We start from the raw sequence: 20,983 nt of genomic DNA on the forward strand, positions 1-20,983 counted from the left end.
CCTCGGGTTCCTGAGCGCTTACTGCCGCGCCATGGGAGCCAAATGCTGGTTCTGAGCGGTTCATTCCCGTCTTTTGGCTCCCCGGCTGCACGAGCGGGGACCGCACGCCTCGCGCTCGCCAGACGTGAGGCACTTCAAGCGAGGAGGCACTCCCTCGCCCCGAAGGCCGGATAGCCTGGCCACATGGCTCGCGCAATCGTCTACACGGAAATCGGCACCCCTGACGTCCTGCACATGGCAGAGATCCCCGACCCGACGGCCGGGCCCGGCGAGGTCGTGGTGCGCATCGAGGCGGTCGGCGTCAACCCGCTGGATGCCAAACTGCGCCGTGGTGCGCGGCCGTCGCCGCCCATCACCGAGCCGCGCCGGGTCGGCTTCGACGGCGCCGGTGTGATCACCGAGCTCGGCGAGGGCGTCACAGGCTTCGCCGTCGGAGATCGCGTAGCGATCAACAACGTGCTCGGCACCTACGCCACCGCGCTGACGGTGCCCGTCTCGCGGCTCGCCCGGCTCTCGGACGGCGTGACGATGTCCGAGGGCGCAGCACTCGGCATCCCGATCGGCACCGCGTACCAGTGCCTGCGCTCGCTGCGCGTCGGCCAGGGCGACACCCTGCTCGTGCACGCCGGCTCCGGCGCAGTGGGTCAGGCCGCCGTGCAGTACGCCGTGCTGTGGGGCGCGAAGGTGATCGCCACCGGCAGCCCGGAGCGCTTCGAACAGCTGCGTGCACTCGGAGCGACACCGGTCGCGTACGGCGACGGTCTCACCGACCGGGTCCGCGAGGCGGCACCTGAGGGCGTCACCGTCGCACTGGACTGCGCCGGAACCGACGAGGCCATCCAGACCTCGCTCGAACTGGTCGCCGATCGGGACCGCATCGCGACGATCGTGCGCGGACCGGATGCTGCGGATTTCGGCATCCGAGCATTCTCGGGCGGCAGCCCGGTTCCGCTGACCGAGCAGGAGCTGGCCTGGCGCGACGAGGCCGTGGGGATCACGGTCAACCTCATCGAGGCCGGTGACTTCCAGATCGAGCTCGGACCGGAGCTTCCCCTCACCGAGGCCCCGCGAGCGCACGAGCTCATCGAGGAGCACGCCGCCGGCGGCAAGATCGTCCTCGTCCCCTGAGCGGCCGCGGGCATTCCGTCCGCCGCAACAGTTCGACACATCCACGGCCCGAGAAGCCTCTGGCCGCAAGGATGAGAAGATGACGACGACCGAGCTCGCACTCGCGCCCTCCACCGGCTTCTCCACCACTCAGGTGCAGGGCGGCTACCGGGCGTCCGCATCGGTCGGGGCGGTGCCGCCGATCCACCAGACCGCCGCGTACGAGTTCTCGAACCTCGCCGAGGCCGCCGACCTGTTCGCCCTGCGCAAGCCCGGCATCATCTACAGCCGCAACGCCAACCCCACCCAGCAGATCCTCGAAGAGCGCATCGCGTGTCTCGAGGGTGGCGCGAGCGCGGTCGCCGTGGCCTCGGGCCAGGCCGCGGTCGCCGTCACCCTGCTCGCCCTCGCGCACCGCGGCGGGCACATCGTGGCCGCCCATCAGCTGTACGGCGGCACGATCGACCTGCTGCAGGAGACGCTCGACGACTTCGGCATCGGAGTGACCTTCGTCGACCAGGACGACCTCGATGCCTGGCGCGACGCGATCACCCCGCAGACGAGGGTCGTGTTCGCCGAGACCGTGGCCAACCCGATCGCGCAGGTGCTCGACATCCGCGCCGTGGCCGACATCGCGCACGAGGCCGGCGTTCCGCTGGTGATCGACAGCACGGTCGGCACCCCGCACCTGATCCGACCCGGCGAGCACGGCGCCGACTTCGTGGTGCACTCGGCGACGAAGTTCCTCTCCGGCCACGGCAGCTCGCTCGGCGGTGTGGTAGTCGATCAGGGCACGTTCGATTTCGGGGCGGATGCTGCGCGCTGGCCGCAGTTCACCGGGCCGTACACGCGGTTCGGCGAGATGGTGCTGTGGGAGCAGTTCGGTCAGGGGCACGCGTTCGCTGCGCTGGTGAAGTCGAAGTACGTGCACGATCTCGGCCCGTCGATCTCGCCGTTCAACGCGTGGCAGATCCTGCAGGGCATCGAGACGCTCGATCTGCGGGTCGCCAGGCAGAGCGCTACGGCGCTGACGGTCGCCGAGCATCTCGCCGGTCACCCCGCCGTCTCAGCCGTGCACCACCCCGGCCTGCCGGGCAACCCCTGGCACGAGCTCGCCGAGCGGTACCTGCCGAACGGCGTGCCATCGGTGTTCTCGTTCGACCTGGCCGGCACTCAGGACGAGACGGCGTTCACCCGCGTCGCCACGGTGCTCGACAACCTGCGCGTCTTCCGCCTGGTCGCGAACATCGGCGACGCTCGCAGTCTCGTCGCGCACCCGGCATCGATGACCCACGGTCACCTCACCGCCGATCAGCGCGCCGCAGCCGGGATCTCCCTGACCACGATCCGCGTCTCGGCCGGTCTCGAGGACCCCGCCGACCTCATCGCCGACCTCGATCGGGCACTCGCACTGCTCTGAGCGCCCCGGGCACGACTCCGGTTGAGCGCTCCGGCCTCGCGACCGGCGCGGGCGCCTGCCACCCCGGTGAGGGGCGCCGCACTACGCTGAAGTCATGACCGGACTTCGATGGGGCCTCCTCGCCACCGGCGGCATCGCCGCGGCATTCGCATCCGACCTGCGCACGGCGGGTCTCGACCTCGTCGCGGTGGGCTCGCGCAGCCAGGCGTCGGCCGACGCCTTCGCGGGGCGCTTCGACATCCCGCGCGCGCACGGCTCGTACGAGGCCCTCGCCGCCGATCCCGAGGTCGACATCATCTACGTCGCCACACCGCACCCGATGCACCATGCGGATGCCCGCCTCGCCCTCGAGCACGGCAAGCACGCGCTGGTCGAGAAGGCGTTCACCGTCAACCGCGCCGAGGCGGAAGACCTGCAGAATCTCGCTGCTGAGAAGGGTCTGCTCGTCATGGAGGCGATGTGGACCCGCTACCTGCCGCACATGGTGCGCATCCGCGAGATCCTCGCCGCGGGCACGCTGGGTGAGATCCGCACGGTGATGGCCGACCACACCCAGAAGCTCCCCACCGACCCCGCGCACCGGCTGAACGCGCTCGAGCTCGGCGGCGGCGCGCTGCTCGACCTCGGTATCTACCCGATCTCGTTCATCTGGGATGTGCTGGGTGAACCGGCGACGATCCAGGCGACGGCACGGCTGATCGAGACCGGGGCGGATGCCGAGGTCGCCACCCTGATGACCCACGCCGGCGGGGCGGTCTCGACGAGCATCTCATCGTCGCGGGCCGCGGGGCCCAACGCGGCGGTCATCGTCGGCACGGATGCCCGGATCGAGATCGACCGGGTCTGGTACGCGCCCACCACATTCCGGGTCGTCGCGCCGGACGGCACAGTGCTCGAGGAGTACGTCTCGCACGTCGAGGGGCGCGGGATGCAGTACCAGGCGCTCGCCGCCGAGACCGCGGTGACCGGCGGTGACCCGACGGGCGAGACCCTGGCCCTGCCGGTCGCCGAGTCGGCCGCCATCATGGGAACGCTCGACGAGATCCGCCGCCAGATCGGCGTCGTCTACCCGAACGAGGCATGATCGTGGCCGACACCACCGGACGCGTCGCCGTCTACCTCGACTTCGACAACATCGTCATCAGCTGGTACGACCGCGTGCACGGGCGCAACTCCTACGGCAGGGACCGTCAGCGCATCACCGATAACCCGAACGACCCCGAAGTCGTCGAGCGACTGAAGCAGGCCGTGATCGAGGTGGGCGCCATCATCGACTTCGCGTCGTCATTCGGCACGCTGGTGCTCACGCGCGCCTACGCCGACTGGTCGTCGGCCGTCAACGCCGAGTACCGCTCGCAGCTGGTCGCCCGTGCCGTCGACCTGGTGCAGCTGTTCCCCGCCGCCGCGTACGCGAAGAACGGCGCCGACATCCGGCTCGCGGTGGATGCTGTCGAAGACATGTTCCGCCTGCCCGATCTCACCCACGTCGTGATCGTCGCCGGCGACAGCGACTACGTGCCGCTCGCGCAGCGCTGCAAGCGCCTGGGCCGATACGTGATCGGTGTGGGCGTGGCCGGCTCCACCGCCAAGTCACTGGCCGCCGCCTGCGACGAGTTCGAATCCTACGACTCGCTGCCCGGTGTGGATCGGCTCGTCGTGGAGAAGCCCGCCCCGAAGAAGCGAAGCACGTCGAAGGCGGCCGCTGCGAAGACAGCCGAGCCCGATGCATCCGACACGAAGAGCACGAAAGCGGAACCGGCGCAGAAGCCCGCACCTCAGCGCAAGAGCACCAAGAAGACCGTCGCCCCTCCGGTCGACGACGACGCCGACCTCACTTCGGAGGAGCAGATCGAGGCGTCGGCACTGCTCATCCGCGCGCTGCGCCTCGGGCACGACAAGGCGGACGCCGACGAGTGGCTGTACGCGTCGGCGGTGAAGACGCAGATGCGCCGGATGGACCCGTCGTTCAGCGAGAAGGCCCTCGGCTACCGGTCGTTCAACGACTTCCTGCGTTCGCGCGACGAGATCGCAGAGCTTTCCGAGCAGGGTCACGAGCGCATGATCCGCCTGCACGAGGACGACTGATTCCATCCGGGATAGTTAGGGCTCTGTTCAGAACACCGCCGCGTTGTTAGGCTGACCAGCACGTCTGGGGACGAGCTGGGGACGAATCTCAACGAGGAGAACGTCATGCTGAAACGCCCCGTCCATCGCGCGCTGGCTCTCGCCGCCGCACTGTCGCTCACGGCGACGCTCGCCCCGGCGGCCGCCGCGTCGGCTGCCCCGAAACCGCCCGGCAAAGAGCGTGCGGCCGAGGCGTACGCGCACCGCACCATGAAGCACATGACCCTCGAGCAGAAGGTCGGCCAGCTGTTCATCCTGTTCGCCTACGGTCCTGATGCCGACGCGGCCGATGCGCGCAACACCGCGCTGTACGGCGAAGCGACGGCATCCGACATCGTCTCCGAGTACGAGCCCGGCGGGTTCATCCTGTTCTCGGCGCGCGACAACATCGTCGACCCGACGCAGGTCGCCACCCTCTCGAACGGGCTGCAGGATGCCGCGATGGATTCCGGCGCCGGTATCCCGATGCTGGTCAGCACCGACCAGGAGCAGGGGCTCGTCACCCGCATCGGCTCCCCCGCCACGCTCTTCCCTGGCAACATGGCACTCGGCGCCGGGCGCAGTGCGAAGGACGCACGCAAGGCCGCGGCCATCACCGGCCAGGAGCTGCTGGCGATGGGCATCCATCAGAACAACGCCCCCGTCGCCGACGTCAACGTCAACCCCGACAACCCCGTCATCGGCGTGCGCAGCTTCTCATCCGACCCCGGTCTGGTCGCCGAGCTCACCGCCGCCTCGGTGCGCGGATATCAGAAGGATGCCGGGATCGTCGCGACCGCCAAGCACTTCCCCGGTCATGGCGACACCGCCACCGACTCGCACACCGGCCTGCCGGTGATCACGCACACGCTCGAGGAGTGGCAGCGGATCGACGCGCCGCCGTTCGAAGCCGCGATCGCGGCCGGCGTCGATTCGATCATGACCGCCCACATCGTCGTGCCCGCGCTCGATGACAGCGGCGACCCGGCGACGCTCTCGCACAAGATCATCACGGGTCAGCTGCGCGAGGCGCTCGGATTCGAGGGCGTCATCGTCACCGACGGGCTCGAGATGGCCGCGGTGCGGCAGAAGTACGGCGACGGCGAGGTCGCGGTACGGGCCATCGAGGCCGGCGTCGACCAGCTGCTGCTGCCAGCCGACCCGCAGGAGGCGTACCAGGCGATCGACGAGGCACTCGATTCCGGGCGGCTCACCGAAGACCGCATCGACGAGGCCGTCGAGCGGATCCTGAAGATGAAGTACCACCAGGGCGTCATCAAGCAGCCCACCGTCCGGGTCGACAAGGTCATGAAGACCGTCGGCAAGCACTCCAGCCTGCGCGCAGCCGAGAAGATCACCGACCGCACCACGACGCTGGTGCGCAACGACGACGGGACGCTTCCCGTCGCCGTCGACGGCAGGACGGTGCTCGTGACCGGCTACGGCGAGGTCACCGGACGCACCTTGGCCGCCGAACTGACCGCCCGCGGCGCCGAGGTCACGACCCTTCCCACCGGCACTGCTCCGTCTGCGGCGCTGATCGACCAGGCGTCCGCTGCGGCGGCCGCCAGCGACGTCACGATCGTGCTCACCAACGGCGTCACCGCCACGAGCAGGCAGAAGGATCTGGTCGCGGCGCTGGATGCCGCCGAGACCCACCTGGTCGTCGCCGGCGTTCGCAACCCGTACGACATCAACCAGCTGCCCGGCGTCGACAACTTCATCGCGACGTACTCGTACGCCGCGCCTGCCCTGGCGTCGCTCGCGAAGGTCATCACCGGTGAGATCACTCCGCGAGGCCAGCTGCCCGTCGACATCCGCACCGGAGACGACTCGGGTGACATCCTGTACCCCTTCGGCCACGGACTGGGGTGGTGATCGCATGACCATCAGCAGACGAGGAGTGTTCCGCGCCGCCGGTGTCGCGGCGGCCACCGCTGCCGGCGTCGCCGCCACCGGAGGCTCCGCCCTCGCGAGCGCGCCGGCGGCAGCATCCGGTCGGGGTCGCCGACTGCGCACCGGTGCCGACATCGCCGCCGCCGACGGCTGGCGCATGTTCGCCGGACGCAAGGTCGGCATCATCACCAACCCGACCGGTGTGCTGGATGATTTCACCAGCATCGTGGACGACATGCACGCGAAGGGCGTGGATCTCGCCGCGGTGTTCGGCCCCGAGCACGGCTTCCGCGGCACCGCGCAGGCCGGTGAGGCCGAGGAGACGTTCATCGATCCGCGCACCGGTGTGACCGTCTACGACGCGTACGGTGCGAACGTGGCGAAGATGGCCGGTTTCTTCACCGCAGCGGGTGTCGACACGGTCGTCTTCGACATCCGTGATGTCGGAGTGCGGTTCTACACCTACATCTGGACGATGTGGACGGCGATGCAGGCCGCCGCCCAGGTCGGCGATCTGCGGTTCGTCGTGCTCGACCACCCCAACCCGCTCGGCGGCCGCGCACGCGGTCCCGTTCTGCAGGAGGGGTACACGTCGGGCGTCGGTCTGCTCGAGATCGCCCAGCAGCACGGCATGACGGTGGGTGAGCTGGCGCTGTTCTTCAACGCGACGTTCATGGAGCGCGCAGGGCAGCAGAAGCTCACCGATCTGCAGGTCGTAGAGGTCAAGGGCTGGCGCCGCGAGATGGTCGGCCCCGATCAGGCCGACCGGTGGATCCCGCCGTCGCCGAACATGCCCACGCCGCAGACCGCGACGCTGTACCCGGGCACGGGTCTGGTCGAGGCGACCGACTGGTCGGAGGGGCGCGGCACGACGCGCCCGTTCGAGCTGATCGGCGCGCCGTACCTCGATCACCGGTGGGCTGAGGCGCTCGACGCGAAGAGGCTGGCCGGCGTCGAGTTCCGCGAGGCGTATTTCACGCCGACGTTCTCGAAGAACGCCGGCGAGGTCTGTGCGGGCGTGCAGGTGCACATCATGGATGCCGAGAAGGTGGATGCCATCGAGGTGGCCACCCACATGCTCGTCGAGGCGCGCCGGATCTATCCGGAGTTCTCCTGGCGCGGTGATGGTGGCCGGTGGATCGGCCTGCTCACCGGTTCGGGTCGGTTCCAGGAGCAGCTCGAGGCCGGCGCCTCCGCCGAGGAGATCATCGCCGCCTGGCAGCCCGAGCTGAAGAAGTTCGTGCGTGACACCCGGCCCTACCTGCTGTACGGGGGTCCGCGGCACTGACCGTGGCGCGGGCGCCGGTCATGGCTCGGCGCCCGCGCTGCCTCACTGGTTCGAGAACGCCGCGTCGAAGGATGCGGCGGGCTGCGGCCACAGCAGCGAGCGAACGTACTCGACCGCCTGCGCCGCGCCGTGCAGCCGGTCCATGCCGGCATCCTCCCACTCGATCGAGATGGGGCCTGTGTAGCCGATCGCGTCCAGGGCTCGGAAGGCGTCCTCCCAGGGCACGTCCCCGTGCCCTGTCGAGACGAAGTCCCAGCCGCGGCGCGGGTCGCCCCACGGCAGGTGCGAGCCGAGCGCCCCGGCCCGGCCGTTGTGCGGCCGCATCCTGGTGTCCTTGCAGTCCACGTGATAGATCCGGTCCTGGAAGTCCCAGATGAAGCCCACCGGATCGATGTTCTGCCACATCATGTGCGAGGGGTCCCAGTTGAAGCCGAACGCCTTCCGGTGGTCGATGGCTTCCAGTGCGCGCACCGAGCTCCAGTAGTCGTAGGCGATCTCGCTGGGGTGCACCTCGTGCGCGAAGCGCACGCCCTCGCCGTCGAACACGTCGAGGATCGGATTCCACCGCGCGGCGAAGTCCTCGGCGGTGGCCGGGTCGCGGGCGAGCATCCTGGATGCCTCGCGCGCCCCCAGCCAGCCGCCGGAGAGGCGGTCTCCACCGGTGGACGCCCTCCCGCGCGACTCGCGTTCAATCCGCGCGCCGGCGTGACACTGGCGATCGACCTGGGTGCGACGCACGCCACGGTCGCGATCGCCGACCTGTCCGGCAGCATTCTCGACGCGCTCACCCGGCGCATCGACATCGGCGACGGTCCCGAGCCGCTGCTGGACCGGCTGCTCGATGATGGGGGCGATCTGCTCGCCGGCACAGGACTGCCGCTGCTCGGCGTCGGCATCGGACTCCCGGGGCCGGTCGAGCACTCCACCGGCCGGCCCACGAACCCGCCGATCATGCCGGGGTGGGACCGCTTCGACGTGCCGGGCTACGTGCAGCGCCGCTTCGATGTCCCGGTGCTCGTCGACAACGATGTGAACATCCTCGCCGTCGGCGAGCAGGCCACGTCGTGGCCGCACACGCGCGATCTGATCTTCATCAAGGTCGCCACCGGCATCGGCGCCGGCCTGATCAGCGGCGGACAGCTGCAGCGCGGCGCACAGGGATCAGCGGGCGATCTGGGTCATGTGCAGGTGCCCCGCGCCGCAGACAGCACCCGCCCCCCGGGCGACGACCGCGACCTGGAGGCGATCGCGAGCGGCACGGCGATCGCCGCCGTGCTGCGCGCACAGGGCATCGACGCCGCAGGCAGCGCCGATGTCGCCGACCTCGTTCGCGCCGGCAATCCCGCCGCGATCGAGGCGACCAGACAGGCGGGGCGCGACGTCGGCGAGGTGCTCGCCACGGTCGTGAACCTGCTGAACCCGTCGGTCGTCGTGCTGGGCGGCATCGTGGCCCGCGCCGGAGAGCACCTGCTCGCCGGCGTGCGCGAGGTCGTCTACCGGCGCTCGATCCCCCTCGCCACGCAGCACCTGACCATCGTGCAGAGCCAGGCCGGCGAGCACTCCGGTGTGCTGGGTGCCGCGATCATGGTCGCGCGTCACGTGCTCTCGCCCGCGAGTGTCGACGCGCGCATCGCCGCCATCGGCTGATCCGACGGCCGCAGCCGCGGTGACGACAGCGCTTCGGGATAGTCTCGAAGTGTGGAACACGTCCCGCATTCGCCGTATCTGAGAGCCCTCGGCGGACAGCGCACACAGCTGCACCCGGCGCTGCGCACCTACTTCTCGGCGATCCCCTCCGGACATGTCGGCGTCGGCGAGGGCACCTTCTCGCGCATCGGCACGCCCCGCCGGTGGCTGTGGCCGGCACTGCGGTGGCTGCAGAAGTACGGTGTCGTCCACGCGTGCTGGCACCAGGACGTGCCGTTCACCGTGCGCAACCTCAGCGTCGCCAGCCGCGTGGTCGGCGAGCGCACCCTGCACCTTCCCGACGGCGATTGGACGATGCGCGATTCGGCCGGCTCCACGGCACATGGCCGCGTGTTCGATCAGCTCGGCGAGCCGGTGACGCTGGCCGTCGTCTTCGACGTCTCCGTCGACGGTGACGCGCTCGCCCTGCGCAGCCGGTCGGTGGGCATCCGCCTCGGTCGCGTGCGCATCCGGCTTCCGAAGCCGATCGCGCCCGTGGTGAGGCTGCGCGAGAGTGCCGAGAAGCGTGCCGGACATCAGCGGGTGGCGCTCACCGTCGACATGCCGGTGATCGGCCGCATCTACGAGTACGAGGGCACGTTCACCTATGGCATCCACGAGGCCGGCGCGTGAGCCGGGTCGTGATCGGCGGATCGACGGGGTTCATCGGCCGGCATCTGCAGCAGAAGTACCGTGCGGAGGGACGCGAGTTCGTCACGATCTCCCGCTCGGGAGCCGACCTGAGCTGGGACGACCGGGCCGGCATCGACGCGGCCGTCGACGGCGCGGCGCTGGTCGTGGGCCTGGCCGGCAAGAGCGTCAGCTGCCGCTACACGCCGGCGAACCGCGCCGAGATCTTCGCCTCGCGGTTGGACACGACCGCGGCACTCGGCACGGCCATCGCCCGGGCATCCGCTCCCCCGTCGCTGTGGGTCAACTCCTCGACCGCGACCATCTACCGGCACGCCGAGGACCGCCCGATGACCGAGGCCGACGGCGAGATCGGCACCGGCTTCTCGGTCGAGGTGGCGAAGGCCTGGGAGCACGCACTGTACGAGCACGATCTGCCGCACACCCGCCGGGTGGCGCTGCGCTCGGCGATCGTGCTGGGCGATGCCGGTGTGCTCGGCCCGCTGCGCGCGCTCGCGCGGCTGGGTCTCGGTGGCACGCAGCTCGACGGCCGGTGGCCGGTGTCGAACGCGCGGCGCGCCGCAGGGACGGCGCACCTGCCTGGTGCCCGCGGCGGGCGTCAGCGGTTCAGCTGGATCCACGTCGACGACGTGCTCGGCATCGTCGACTTCCTCGAGCAGAATCCGCAGCTCGAGGGACCTGTCAACGCATCGACGCCGAACCCCGTCGACAACCGCACATTCATGGCCGCCGTGCGTCGCACGCTCGGCGTGCGCTTCGGCCCGCCCACACCTCGATGGATGCTGGAGATCGGCGCCCTGGGCATCCGCACCGAGACGGAGCTGATCCTGAAGAGCAGGTGGGTGCTGCCCGAACGGCTGCTCGACGCGGGATACGAGTTCCAGCATCCCGACCTGGACGGGGCGCTGCAGGCCTCGTTCTCGGCCTCGACCACCACCTCGACCGTCGCCTGACCGCCGCTCATGTGTTCTCGGCGACGGGACCGCTCCGTTCCTGTCGCAGGGCCGGCAGGTACCCGAGGGCGCCGACGACGCTGAACGCCCCGGCTGCGACGATCGCCACTGCGGGACTGGTCACCTCGGCCAGCGGCATGAGCACGAGCAGCCCGAGGCTGTACGAGCCGCCGGCGATCATCGAGTTCATCGACAGCACCATCGCCCGCGTCTGCGGCCCGCTCTGCCGGTGCAGCAGCGCGTTGTGCACGGGACCGGCGGCGCCGTGCGTGAGGTAGGCGAGTCCGTACCCGATCAGCAGCCCGGCAGGACCGGCGGCCAGGCCCATCAGCACGACGAACAGCCCGTTCACCGCACGCATCGCGATGGCGGCGCCCGCCGTGCCGAGCCTTCTGCGCAGCAGCGGCACCGACGCGGAGCCGACCGCGAACAGCCCCCAGGCCAGGGCCGATGAGGGTCCGAACACGGCCGCCGCCGTGCTCTCGGCGCCCAGCTGCTCGGCGAGGCGAATCGGAGTCAGCGACTCGAACGCGATCATCGCGATGCTCCAGAACACCTCCACCAGCACCAGCGCGCGAAGCACTCCGGACCCGCGCAGAAGGCGGACGCCGCCCCGCATCGCGAGGGGCGTCTCCCGCACAGCGAACCTCAGCGTGACGCGGGCGCGCGCCGGCTCGCGAACGAGTATCGCCACGAGAACACCCGAGACCGCATACAGGGCCGCCGCGAGGATGAACGGCAGCACCAACGCCGACATCGCGGCGAAGGGATGCCAGGCCACCAGCGCTCCGCCCGCTGCCGCACCGGCGGCGATCGCGATCCCGAGCGCCGCCGCCCCGCGCCCGAGCGGCGTATCCAGCGGCGCATCGGGATCGTCGGCCAGCGCGACATCGACGAACCACGCTTCCAGCGGGCCGGAGTCCAGCGCGCGGAACACCCCCTGCAGCACGAGCGCGATCGCGAAGACGGCGAACGACTCTGCGAGCAGGAACACGCAGGTCGAGGCCACGGCGAGCGCAGATGCCGCCAGCAGCAGCGGTCGGCGACCGATGGCATCGGCCAGCCCGCCGGTGGGCAGTTCCAGTCCGAGCACGACGAATCCCTGCACCGACAGCAGCACGCCGATCTCGGCGAGGCCGAGACCCCGCTCGAGCGGCAGCAGCACGGTCATGCCGATGGTGAGACCGACCGGGAGCCAGCGCACGGCCGTGAGCAGCACGAACCGTCGTTCGGCCTGGCGTCGGGTGAGAGCCGGAGTCGTCATCGTCATGGACGATCGTCGTCGGGGTGAGCGGCAGCTGCGGTGAGCGCGAGCGGTGCCGCGTGCGTCGTGATGTGCAGCCGCAGGGCATCCTGTGATCCGGTGCCGGCCGCCCGATAGCGGGCGAAGAGGGCGTTCAGCTCCTCGCGGAGTGCGGTCGCCTGCGTCGGCGTCACCTCGACGAACGTGTCGCTGAGTCCAAGGCTGTCCCGCCATCGCTTCGGCCACTCCGGCGCGGCATTCTCCCACCGCTCGGCACGCTCGACGAACTCACGCAGGTACGCGCGCTGCAGCCAGCCCACGGCAGCGGCAGCATCAGGGCGATCGTCGAAGTCGGATGGCACCCAGGAGTGGAAGCCGCTGGTGGCCCGCCATTCGCGGCGTCGCCCGACTCCCTCGCCGGTGTCGGTCACCAGCCCCACTTCGGCGAGCCGACGCAGATGGTAGCTCGTGGCGCCCGAGTTCGTGCCGAGGTGCCGGGCGAGGTCGGTGGCCGTTGCAGGGCCGCCGATGCGCAGCAGCCCGGGGATGCGCGCCCGCAGCGGATGCGCGAGCGCCCGCAGTTGGCGCTCGTCGAGTCTGATGCCGCCCTGTTCCGCGTCGCTCATGCAGCCAGCGTGACATGCCTGTGACGTATGCACAAGTCCTTTGCAAAGGTTCTGTGCATGCGCAGACGCCGGCAGCACCTGCCCTCTTCGTGCGGGCTCTGTCCGTCGGGGTCGGCAGCGGTTGCCGAACGAGCGCCGGGTCTATTCGTCCTGAGAGCTCGGACTCGCCGAAGGACCCTCGCGCTCCTTCTTGCGCTTCTCGATCTCCTCGCGCAGTCGCCATTCCTCGATCTCGCGGTCGAGATCGGCGATCTGCTGCTCGGTGGTGCGCGTGTCGATCGGCACCACCGGCGCTGGGGGCGCCGACGGGCGCGAGCGGGTCGTCTCCCGTGCCGGGCGTCCTATGCGGATGCCGCCCTCCGGGTACACCCGCCCGAGCGCGAACCACAGGATGCTGCCCAGCAGCGGAAGCAGCACGACCAGCAGCAGCCAGACGAATCGCGGCATGTACCGCACCTCGGAGTCGTCACGGCGGATGATGTCCACGACGGCGAACACCATCAGCCCGATGGTGATCAGCGAGAACAGGAACGGCATGTTCTCAGGGTATCCCGGCGGTGACCGCGTGCGCTCCGCTCTCAGTCATCGCCGGTGGCGATCCGAGTCCCTTCGGTGTTCGACCAGGCGCTCCACGAGCCCGGGTAGACGGTCACGGGCCGCCCGATGACCGCGCCGGCCAGTGCGAACTGTGCGGCAGTGATCCCCGACCCGCAGTACGCCGCGATGGGGGTATCGGCCGTGGCACCGACGTCGTCGAATGCGGCGGCGATGTCGGATGCCGGAGTGAACCGTCCGTCCGCGGTCAGCAGTTCTCCGATCGGCAGGTTCCGTGCACCCGGGATGTGCCCGGCGATCGGGTCGATCGGCTCTGTCTCACCGCGATAGCGCTCGGCGACACGAACGTCGATCAGCACTCCGGCGTCCGGCCACGACGCTGCGGACCGGGTGTCGATGACCCCGCGGTCGCCCGGTGAGCCGAGCGTCACGTCACCGGCCGGTGCGACGACCTCGCCGGTCTCGCTCTCACCGCCGGCTGCCAGCCACGCCTGCCACCCGCCGTCGAGCACCCGCACGTCGGCCAGACCGGCACGGCGCAGCGCCCACCAGGCGCGCGAAGCCGACAGCATCCGCGCACCGTCGTAGACGACGACCGGCACGCCGTCGCGGATTCCCCAGCGTCGTGCGGCCGCGGCGAGCGCGTCGTCGGAGGGCAGCGGATGGCGTCCCTCGTGGGGCTCGCCGTGCCGCGACAGGTCGCCCTCGACGTCGATGAAGACAGCACCCGGAATGTGTCCGGCGAGGTACTGCTCGTGGCCGTCGTCGCGACCCAGCTGCCAGCGCGCGTCGAGCAGGTGCAGCTCCCCGAGGCGATCGCGCAGCTCATCGACGGTGATCAGCGGATGAACGGTGTCGGTCATGACACCCACGGTAGTGCCCAGGGACTACCCGACGGCGGCGCACACGTCCCGGAACAGCGTGGCGTGCAGCGCGTTCCAGTCCGCGGTGACCGGTTCGGGGCACGAGGAGAGCTTCACGATCACCGTGCTGGTCGGCGGGTCGAGCCAGATGTACTGCCCGTGGATGCCGACGGCGTAGACGTTGCCGCGCTCGTTGCCGGTCGACCACCACTGGTTGCGGTAGGAGACATTCGGGTGGACGTCCTGGATGATCAGATCCTGGACCGCGTCCACGTCGCCGCCGGCCATGGTCGACGCGACCCAGTCGGCCGACACGACCCGGCGTCCATCGATCCTTCCTCCGGCGAGCATCAGGCGCCCCACGCGCGCGAGGTCGCCGGCGGTGCAGGAGATGCCTCCGTTGGCGAAGGCGAATCCCGCAGCATCCACGGTGATCGATGCGTCGTGGTCGCAGCCGAGTGGCTGCCACAGCCGATCGGCGAGCACATCGGCGTACCGGCTGCCCGTGACCGACTCGATGAGCCAGGCGAGCACATCGGTGTCGGCCGAGCAGTACTGGAACCGGCGCCCATGCGATCCCGACTTGCGCAACTGCAGCAGGAAGTCGTACGTGTTCTCCGGATCCGTCGCGAGGCGGGTTCGCCAGCCGGCGATGCGGTCCTGCGCCTGCACGTGCGAACGCTCGTCACGATAGTTCTCGTCGTAGTCGACGGCGACGGTCATATCCAGCACCTGCTGCACCGTCGCATCGCCGTAGGCGGAGTCCGCCAGTTCGGGGAGGTACACGCTCACGGTCTCGGCGGCGTCGATGAGACCGTCGTCGATGAGCGTGCCGACCACGATGCCGCACAGCGACTTCGACACACTCATGAGCAGATGCCCGTCACGCTCCCCGAACCCCGGCCGCCGGTACTCGGCGATGCGCTCACCGTCGCGCACGACGAGGAAGGCGTCGGTATGCGACGCCTCCAGACGCGCGCCGATATCGCCGACAGTGGCGAGTGCGGCGAGGTTCGACGTGCCGGCGCGATCGACCGGCGTCTGGCGGATGACGGCGGTCGGCACGTACTCCGAGACGTGCGCGAACGCCCACTTGCTGTGCGGCGCATCCTGCCAGGTGTCCAGCGTCGGCTGTCGTTCGGCATCCGGGTAGCGGGACACGCGGGTGCGTGGTCCCGCGAAAGTCAGGTCGGTCACGGCAGGAGGCTCCTCTCAGCGCGGTCGGAAACGGCCGGATCGACGCCCGGCGCGGGTGGCATGGATGCGAGCAGACGACGCGTGTAGTCGTGCGACGGCTCCGAGAGCACGGTGTCGGCGGATCCGCGCTCGACGAGGGCTCCGCGCCGCATGACCCCGACCTCGTCGCTCATGTACCGCACGACGTCGAGGTCGTGGGAGATGAGCAGGAAGCTCAGCGATCGCTCCCGCTTGAGCCGCTGCAGCAGGTTGAGAACCTGCGCCTGCACGGAGACGTCCAGAGCGCTGGTCGGCTCATCGAGCACGACCAGGGCGGGCGACGTGGCGATGGCGCGGGCGACACCCGCCCGCTGGCACTGCCCGCCGGAGAGCTGATGCGGCAGGCGATCGGCATGCGAAGCCGCAAGCCCCACCTCATCGAGCAGAGCGTCGACGGTGCGGCGGACCTCGGCTGCTCCCAGCCGCGTATGAGTGCGCAGAGGCTCGGCGACCGAGTCGCGAATGCGCATCCGCGGGTCGAACGCCGCCATCGGATTCTGGAACACCATTCCCGTGCGCGCACGCAACTGCCGCAGCGCTCCGCCGCGCAGCGTCGCCGGGTCCTCGCCGGTGATCATCGACCGCCCCGATGTCGGCGGCACGAGACGCAGGGCGCATCGCGCGATCGTGCTCTTCCCCGAACCGGACTCCCCTACGAGTCCGAACGTGGTCCCGGCGGCGACCCGCAGGCTGACGCCGTCGACGGCTCTGACCTCGGTCCTGTGCGAACGGTAGATCTTGACCATGTCCTCGATGACCAGGGCGTCCGTGGCCGTGGCATCCATCATTCCTCCCCCAATCGCAGGCAGGCGGCCTCGTGCAAGGAGCCGACCGGCTCCAGCGACGGGTCGCTTGCGCGGCAGCGTTCCTGCACGCGCGGGCATCTGTCGGCGAAGGCGCAGCCGGACACCATCAGCAGGTTCGCCGGCACGCTGCCGCGGATCGCCTCGAGCGCTCCGCCGTCGCGGTGCCGCGACGGAAGCGCACCGAGCAGACCACGCGTGTACGGATGAGCGGGGCGGGTGAGGACCTCGGCGCTGGGGCCGGTCTCGATCACCCGGCCCGCGTAGAGCACGGCGACCGTGTCGCAGACCTCCTGCACGATGCCGAGGTTGTGCGTGATCAGCAGCACGCCGAACCCGAACCGGTCTCGCAGCGACAGCACGAGCTGCAGGATCTGCCGCGCGATGGTGACGTCCAGCGCAGTGGTCGGCTCATCGAGGATGAGCAGCCGCGGCTCGCTGAGCAGCGCCATCGCGATCATCACACGCTGCAGCATGCCCCCGCTGAGCTCGTGCGGATAGCTGTCGAACACCCGCACCGGGTCGGGCAGACCGACGTGGTCGAAGTACTCCAGGATGCGCTCGCGCGCCTGAGCGGTGCTCATCCGACGATGCCGTCGTGCCACGATGCGCAGCTGCGTGCCGAGGGTGAAGACCGGGTTGAAGGCGGTGCCGGGATTCTGGAAGACGATCGAGACGATGTCACCGCGCGCCGGCGACGGAGTCGCCAGGTCCTGCTCCACGCCGTCGAGCACGATCCGCCCACCGGGCTGCGCACCGTTCGGCAGCATCCCGAGCACGGCGAGCCCGGTGAGGCTCTTGCCGCAGCCGGTCTCACCGACGACCCCGAGCACCTCGCCGGCGCCGATGGTGAAGGACACCCCGCGCAGCGGCCGATTGGTCAGCCGACCGCGCTCCGCGAACGCGATCTCCAGCTCGTCCACTCTCAGCAACTCGGTCATCGCTTCACCTGCCTGGGGTCGAAGAAGTCGCGCAGCGCATCGCCGAGCAGATTGAAGCCGAGCACCGCGGCGAAGATCGCCAGACCGGGGAAGGCCGAGATCCACCACGCGGTGAAGATCTGCCCTCGCCCTTCGGCGACCATCAGGCCCCAGTCCGGCGAGGGCGGCTGCGCGCCGAGCCCAAGGAAGGCCAGTGAGCCGGCCGCGAGGATGACCGCACCGACATCGACGGTCGCCTGCACGAGCACCGGTGTCATGCAGTTGCGCAGGATGTGCCGGGTGAGGATACGCCAGGTGGGCACGCCGATGGCTCTGGACGCCTCGATGAACGGGCGCTCGCGCAGTGAGCGCGCCTCAGCGCGGACCAGCCGCGCGTACCAGGGCCACCAGCAGATCGCCAGCGCGAGGCCCGCGTTGAACAGGCTCGGACCGAGGATCGCCACGGTCACCATGGCCAGCAGCAGCGGCGGGAAGGCCTGGAAGACCTCGGTGATGCGCATGAGCAGGTCATCGAGCCACCCACCGCGATACCCCGCGATCGCGCCGAGGGGAATGCCGATCAGGGCAGCCAGCAGCACGACCACGATCGAGATGACCATCGCCGGGCGTGCCCCCATGATGACGCGGGACAGGATGTCGCGACCGAGCTGATCGGTGCCCATCAGGTGTGTGAGCGAAGGAGCCAGGCTCCGGGTGGTCACATCCGTCTGTCCGAGCCCCTGAGCGGGGTTCGGCGCGATCCACTCGCCGAACAGGGCGAGCATGATCATCAGCAGCACGATGGCGAGGCCGGATGCTGCGAGCCAGTCCGTTCTGAGCACACGCCAGAGGCGTGTGGCGGATGTGTCCCGTGCGGGGAGGGGCAGCGGGCTGAGTGTCGTCGTCGCGGTCATGCGATCCTCACTCTCGGGTCGAGCCGGGCCTGCACCACGTCGACGACGAGGTTCGCCGCCAGGTAGCCGAAGGCACCCAGCAGGGTGATCGCCATGATCGACGGGTAGTCGACGGCGAGCATCGCAGAGCTGGCGAACTGTCCGATGCCGGGCCAGTTGAACACCACCTCGACGAAGAACGTGCCGGTCAGCGCGTACGCCGTGGCCAGGCCGATGATCGTCATCGTCGACGGCAGCGCGTTCTTCAGCGCAAGGCGCCAGCGGACCATGAACTCGCGCAGACCGTACGCGTTGGCAGTGAACACGTAGTCCTGGCCGAGCACCTCGAGCATCGAGGCGCGTGTCATGCGGGCGATCAGGCCCAGCGGATAGGCGGCAAGGGTGATCGCGGGCAGGACCAGGTGGGCGAGCCCATCCGTCCACGCGACGTAGTTTCCCGTGATCAGGCTGTCGAACAGGGGAAAACCGGTGACGTGGGTGATGGGGCTCGTGTATTCGATCTGCTTGGAGAACTGCCCCGTGGCGGGCAGGATGCCCAGTCGTCCTACGAACAGCACCTGCAGGAGCAGCCCCAGCCAGAACGCGGGAACCGAGACACCGCCTATCGAGATGACGCGGATGATGCCGTCCACCACACCGCCCGGCCGGCGAGTGGCGATCACGCCGAGGACGATGCCCACCACTGTCGCCAGCAGCATCGCGGCGAACAGCAACTCAAGGGTGGCGGGCAACCGGGAAGCGAGCTCCTGCAGCACCGGTCGCTTGGTCGAGAGCGAATCACCCCAGTCGCCGGTCAGCAGCCCCGCCAGGTACTCGAAGTACTGCACCGGAAGCGGGCGGTCGAAGCCGAGCTTCTCGCGGATGCGGGCGAGCTCTTCGGGCGGCGCCTTCGGGCCGGCGTAGACCACCGCCGGGTCGGAGGGGATGACCCTGGTGAGCACGAACACGATGATCGTGATCACCAGGAGCACGAGGGCGGCGGTTCCGACCCGGCGCGCCAGGAATCTCCACATGCTGTCGTCCTCAGCCCCGACTCACGCGGCGGGTTCGATGGGGGCGAAGAACGTCGTGAACGGGTAGTTCTCGTTGAACTGACCGATCTTCAGATCCTCCGGCACCACCGTGACCACCTGGGCGTCGAACAGGTAGAGTCCCGGTGCCTGGTCGTACAGCATCCCCATCGCCTTCTCGTACTCCGCCTGCGCCGCGTCACGGTCACTGCCGGTCAGAGTGCCGGCGTTCTCGATCAGCGCGTCGTACTCGGGGTTGTTCCAGTAGCTGAGGTTGAAGAACGGCTCCTCGCTGGAGTGGAACAGCGAGTAGAGGTTGTCGGAGCCGGCATCGCTGTACGTCGGCCAGTAGTAGACGATGAAGATGTCCTGGGCGTTCTGCGGGTCTGCCTTGGCCTTCTCCCACTGCTGGTTGAACAGCTCGGCGGTCACCTCGACGTCGACGCCGATCTTGGCGAACGAATCCTTGATCAGCGGCACGAAGCGGGCTTCGGCGGGGTTCTCGGAGGCGTAACTGAGCGTGAGAGTGAAGCCGTCGGGGTGGCCGGCCTCGGCCAGCAGCTCCTTCGCCCGCTCGAGGTCGTAGGTGTACTGCGGCACGCTGTCGGAGTACGGGAAGATGCCCTTCGGCACCGGGCCGTGCGCCTGGGTGCCGAAGCCCTGCACTCCGACGTCGATGAGGTCCTGGTAGGGCACGGCGTAGCTCAGCGCCTGGCGCACGGCCGGATCGTCGAGCGGCGCGCGCAGGGTGTTGAAGTAGCCGAGGTAGTTGAACGGCGAGTTCGCGGTGCGCACGGTGGCTCCCGTCTGCTCGGCCACCGACTCGACGTTCTCCAGCGGCACGGTGGTGGCGAAGTCCACCTCGCCGGCGGTGAGCATCTGCTGGGCCGTGACGGCGTCGGGTGTGATCGAGATGTCGACGATGTCGTAGTTCGGCGCCTTGTCGTCGTTCCAGTAGTCCTCGTATGCCTTCAGGACGACTTTGGATCCTGGTTCATAGCTGTCGAGGACATACGGGCCGGTGCCGGCGTCGACGCCCGCTTCGAAGTACTTCTCGTCCTGGGCCGCGGCCTCGAGCGCCTTGGGCGACACGATCCATGCCCCGTAGGTGGATGCCGCCACGAGGTCCATCGGCGCCGAGTACTTCAGGTGCATCACGACCGTGAGGTCGTCGGTGGCCTCGACGCTGTCCAACGGCGCCCAGATGAACGAGGCGCCGGCGCGCTCGCGTGCGGCCTCGATGCTGGCGACGACGGCAGCAGCATCCACCGTCTCACCGTCGTGGAAGGTCACGCCGTCGCGGATCGTGAACGTCCAGGTCAGGCCGTCTTCGCTCGTCTCCCACTTCTCGGCGATCGCGGGCGTGAACTCCTCGGCGGCTCCCTCGGGGTTCTTCCACAGGAGCGGCTCATACAGGTTGCCCATGTACAGGGCCTCGGTCGAGAACGACGAGACGGGGTCCCATGTCGTCACCGCCGCGGATGCGGCGACGGTCAGGATGCCGGTGTCTGCCTGCGCCGGTGCGCCGCTGTCCGGCGAACACGCGGCGAGGCCGGCGACGCTGAGTGCTGCGACCAGCCCCACGACGGCGAGTCGGCGGGAACGAGCTCGGGTGACGACCATGTCTACCTCCAGGGAAGGGGAACCCCGGTGCGGGGCATGGCCAGTGTATGGACAATCATGCGAGACTCACCAATACTTGATTTTCA

General features: G+C 69.5%; 18 protein-coding genes and 2 pseudogenes. 9 read left to right on the forward strand and 11 right to left on the reverse strand.

Features of this window, described 5'->3' with window-relative positions:
* The first annotated feature begins 183 nt into the window (after positions 1-183).
* From WDU99_RS09065 to WDU99_RS09090, 6 genes are all read left to right on the forward strand, one after another.
* Positions 184-1,128, forward strand: coding sequence for a quinone oxidoreductase family protein (locus WDU99_RS09065; protein ID WP_337332126.1), 945 nt, complete (start codon positions 184-186; stop codon positions 1,126-1,128).
* A gap of 79 nt (positions 1,129-1,207) precedes the next feature.
* Entirely contained in the window at positions 1,208-2,527 is a 1,320-nt protein-coding gene (locus WDU99_RS09070; protein ID WP_337332127.1) for an O-acetylhomoserine aminocarboxypropyltransferase/cysteine synthase family protein, read from the forward strand.
* 94 nt (positions 2,528-2,621) lie between these two features.
* Positions 2,622-3,611 (forward strand): Gfo/Idh/MocA family protein, encoded by a 990-nt coding sequence (locus tag WDU99_RS09075; RefSeq protein WP_337332128.1) that lies wholly within the window; start codon positions 2,622-2,624, stop codon positions 3,609-3,611.
* The gene (locus tag WDU99_RS09080; RefSeq protein ID WP_420063996.1) at positions 3,608-4,612 is read left to right on the forward strand and encodes an NYN domain-containing protein; all 1,005 of its coding nucleotides are present in this window, start codon (positions 3,608-3,610) and stop codon (positions 4,610-4,612) included. Before WDU99_RS09075 ends, WDU99_RS09080 begins: the two co-directional genes overlap by 4 nt.
* A 105-nt stretch (positions 4,613-4,717) precedes the next feature.
* The gene (locus WDU99_RS09085; RefSeq protein WP_337332130.1) at positions 4,718-6,508 is read left to right on the forward strand and encodes a glycoside hydrolase family 3 protein; all 1,791 of its coding nucleotides are present in this window, start codon (positions 4,718-4,720) and stop codon (positions 6,506-6,508) included.
* A gap of 4 nt (positions 6,509-6,512) precedes the next feature.
* Positions 6,513-7,814, forward strand: a complete 1,302-nt coding sequence (locus WDU99_RS09090; RefSeq protein WP_337332131.1) for an exo-beta-N-acetylmuramidase NamZ family protein — start codon at positions 6,513-6,515, stop codon at positions 7,812-7,814.
* Between the two features lie 42 nt (positions 7,815-7,856).
* Here WDU99_RS09090 and WDU99_RS09095 read toward each other — a convergent pair.
* A pseudogene (locus WDU99_RS09095) lies at positions 7,857-8,396 on the reverse strand (sugar phosphate isomerase/epimerase family protein); the annotation flags it as partial.
* A 57-nt stretch (positions 8,397-8,453) separates the two neighbouring features.
* On the opposite strand from WDU99_RS09095, the pseudogene WDU99_RS09100 reads away from it, so the two are divergent.
* From WDU99_RS09100 to WDU99_RS09110, 3 genes and pseudogenes are all read left to right on the forward strand, one after another.
* A pseudogene (locus WDU99_RS09100) lies at positions 8,454-9,461 on the forward strand (ROK family protein); the annotation flags it as partial.
* 51 nt (positions 9,462-9,512) lie between these two features.
* Positions 9,513-10,133, forward strand: coding sequence for a DUF4166 domain-containing protein (locus tag WDU99_RS09105; RefSeq protein ID WP_337332133.1), 621 nt, complete (start codon positions 9,513-9,515; stop codon positions 10,131-10,133).
* The gene (locus WDU99_RS09110; protein WP_337332134.1) at positions 10,130-11,104 is read left to right on the forward strand and encodes an epimerase; all 975 of its coding nucleotides are present in this window, start codon (positions 10,130-10,132) and stop codon (positions 11,102-11,104) included. The genes WDU99_RS09105 and WDU99_RS09110 overlap by 4 nt, the downstream gene beginning before the upstream one ends.
* Positions 11,105-11,111: 7 nt before the next feature.
* Here the strand turns inward: WDU99_RS09110 and WDU99_RS09115 are convergent, their stop codons facing one another.
* From WDU99_RS09115 to WDU99_RS09160, 10 genes are all read right to left on the reverse strand, one after another.
* The gene (locus tag WDU99_RS09115) at positions 11,112-12,374 is read right to left on the reverse strand and encodes an MFS transporter (protein WP_337332135.1); all 1,263 of its coding nucleotides are present in this window, start codon (positions 12,372-12,374) and stop codon (positions 11,112-11,114) included.
* The gene (locus tag WDU99_RS09120; protein ID WP_337332136.1) at positions 12,371-12,973 is read right to left on the reverse strand and encodes a helix-turn-helix domain-containing protein; all 603 of its coding nucleotides are present in this window, start codon (positions 12,971-12,973) and stop codon (positions 12,371-12,373) included. Before WDU99_RS09120 ends, WDU99_RS09115 begins: the two co-directional genes overlap by 4 nt.
* A 141-nt stretch (positions 12,974-13,114) precedes the next feature.
* Positions 13,115-13,510: a PLDc N-terminal domain-containing protein gene (locus WDU99_RS09125; RefSeq protein WP_337332137.1), complete on the reverse strand. Its 396-nt coding sequence runs from the start codon at positions 13,508-13,510 to the stop codon at positions 13,115-13,117.
* A 41-nt stretch (positions 13,511-13,551) separates the two neighbouring features.
* Positions 13,552-14,391, reverse strand: a complete 840-nt coding sequence (locus WDU99_RS09130) for a sulfurtransferase (RefSeq protein ID WP_337332138.1) — start codon at positions 14,389-14,391, stop codon at positions 13,552-13,554.
* A 24-nt stretch (positions 14,392-14,415) separates the two neighbouring features.
* Positions 14,416-15,588 carry a serine hydrolase domain-containing protein gene (locus WDU99_RS09135; RefSeq protein ID WP_337332139.1) on the reverse strand — a complete coding sequence of 391 codons (1,173 nt, stop codon included), beginning with the start codon at positions 15,586-15,588 and terminating at the stop codon, positions 14,416-14,418.
* A complete protein-coding gene (locus WDU99_RS09140) occupies positions 15,585-16,412 on the reverse strand; it encodes an ATP-binding cassette domain-containing protein (RefSeq protein ID WP_337332140.1) in 828 nt (275 codons plus the stop codon). Before WDU99_RS09140 ends, WDU99_RS09135 begins: the two co-directional genes overlap by 4 nt.
* Entirely contained in the window at positions 16,412-17,371 is a 960-nt protein-coding gene (locus WDU99_RS09145; RefSeq protein WP_337332141.1) for an ABC transporter ATP-binding protein, read from the reverse strand. Before WDU99_RS09145 ends, WDU99_RS09140 begins: the two co-directional genes overlap by 1 nt.
* A complete protein-coding gene (locus WDU99_RS09150; RefSeq protein WP_337332142.1) occupies positions 17,368-18,264 on the reverse strand; it encodes an ABC transporter permease in 897 nt (298 codons plus the stop codon). The genes WDU99_RS09145 and WDU99_RS09150 overlap by 4 nt, the downstream gene beginning before the upstream one ends.
* Entirely contained in the window at positions 18,261-19,277 is a 1,017-nt protein-coding gene (locus WDU99_RS09155) for an ABC transporter permease (RefSeq protein WP_337332143.1), read from the reverse strand. The genes WDU99_RS09150 and WDU99_RS09155 overlap by 4 nt, the downstream gene beginning before the upstream one ends.
* A 21-nt stretch (positions 19,278-19,298) precedes the next feature.
* Entirely contained in the window at positions 19,299-20,897 is a 1,599-nt protein-coding gene (locus WDU99_RS09160) for an ABC transporter substrate-binding protein (protein WP_337332144.1), read from the reverse strand.
* Positions 20,898-20,983 lie beyond the last annotated feature (86 nt).

It is taken from the genome of Microbacterium bandirmense (assembly GCF_037204185.1).
Lineage (GTDB): Bacteria > Actinomycetota > Actinomycetes > Actinomycetales > Microbacteriaceae > Microbacterium > Microbacterium bandirmense.

Coding starts and splice junctions, on each gene's coding strand:
- WDU99_RS09065 (WP_337332126.1), top strand. CDS start 184: ATGGCTCGCGCAATCGTCTACACGGAAATCGGCACCCCTGACGTCCTG.
- WDU99_RS09070 (WP_337332127.1), top strand. CDS start 1,208: ATGACGACGACCGAGCTCGCACTCGCGCCCTCCACCGGCTTCTCCACC.
- WDU99_RS09075 (WP_337332128.1), top strand. CDS start 2,622: ATGACCGGACTTCGATGGGGCCTCCTCGCCACCGGCGGCATCGCCGCG.
- WDU99_RS09080 (WP_420063996.1), top strand. CDS start 3,608: ATGATCGTGGCCGACACCACCGGACGCGTCGCCGTCTACCTCGACTTC.
- WDU99_RS09085 (WP_337332130.1), top strand. CDS start 4,718: ATGCTGAAACGCCCCGTCCATCGCGCGCTGGCTCTCGCCGCCGCACTG.
- WDU99_RS09090 (WP_337332131.1), top strand. CDS start 6,513: ATGACCATCAGCAGACGAGGAGTGTTCCGCGCCGCCGGTGTCGCGGCG.
- WDU99_RS09115 (WP_337332135.1), bottom strand. CDS start 12,374: ATGACGATGACGACTCCGGCTCTCACCCGACGCCAGGCCGAACGACGG.
- WDU99_RS09120 (WP_337332136.1), bottom strand. CDS start 12,973: ATGAGCGACGCGGAACAGGGCGGCATCAGACTCGACGAGCGCCAACTG.
- WDU99_RS09125 (WP_337332137.1), bottom strand. CDS start 13,510: ATGCCGTTCCTGTTCTCGCTGATCACCATCGGGCTGATGGTGTTCGCC.
- WDU99_RS09130 (WP_337332138.1), bottom strand. CDS start 14,391: ATGACCGACACCGTTCATCCGCTGATCACCGTCGATGAGCTGCGCGAT.
- WDU99_RS09140 (WP_337332140.1), bottom strand. CDS start 16,412: ATGGATGCCACGGCCACGGACGCCCTGGTCATCGAGGACATGGTCAAG.
- WDU99_RS09145 (WP_337332141.1), bottom strand. CDS start 17,371: ATGACCGAGTTGCTGAGAGTGGACGAGCTGGAGATCGCGTTCGCGGAG.
- WDU99_RS09150 (WP_337332142.1), bottom strand. CDS start 18,264: ATGACCGCGACGACGACACTCAGCCCGCTGCCCCTCCCCGCACGGGAC.
- WDU99_RS09155 (WP_337332143.1), bottom strand. CDS start 19,277: ATGTGGAGATTCCTGGCGCGCCGGGTCGGAACCGCCGCCCTCGTGCTC.
- WDU99_RS09160 (WP_337332144.1), bottom strand. CDS start 20,897: ATGGTCGTCACCCGAGCTCGTTCCCGCCGACTCGCCGTCGTGGGGCTG.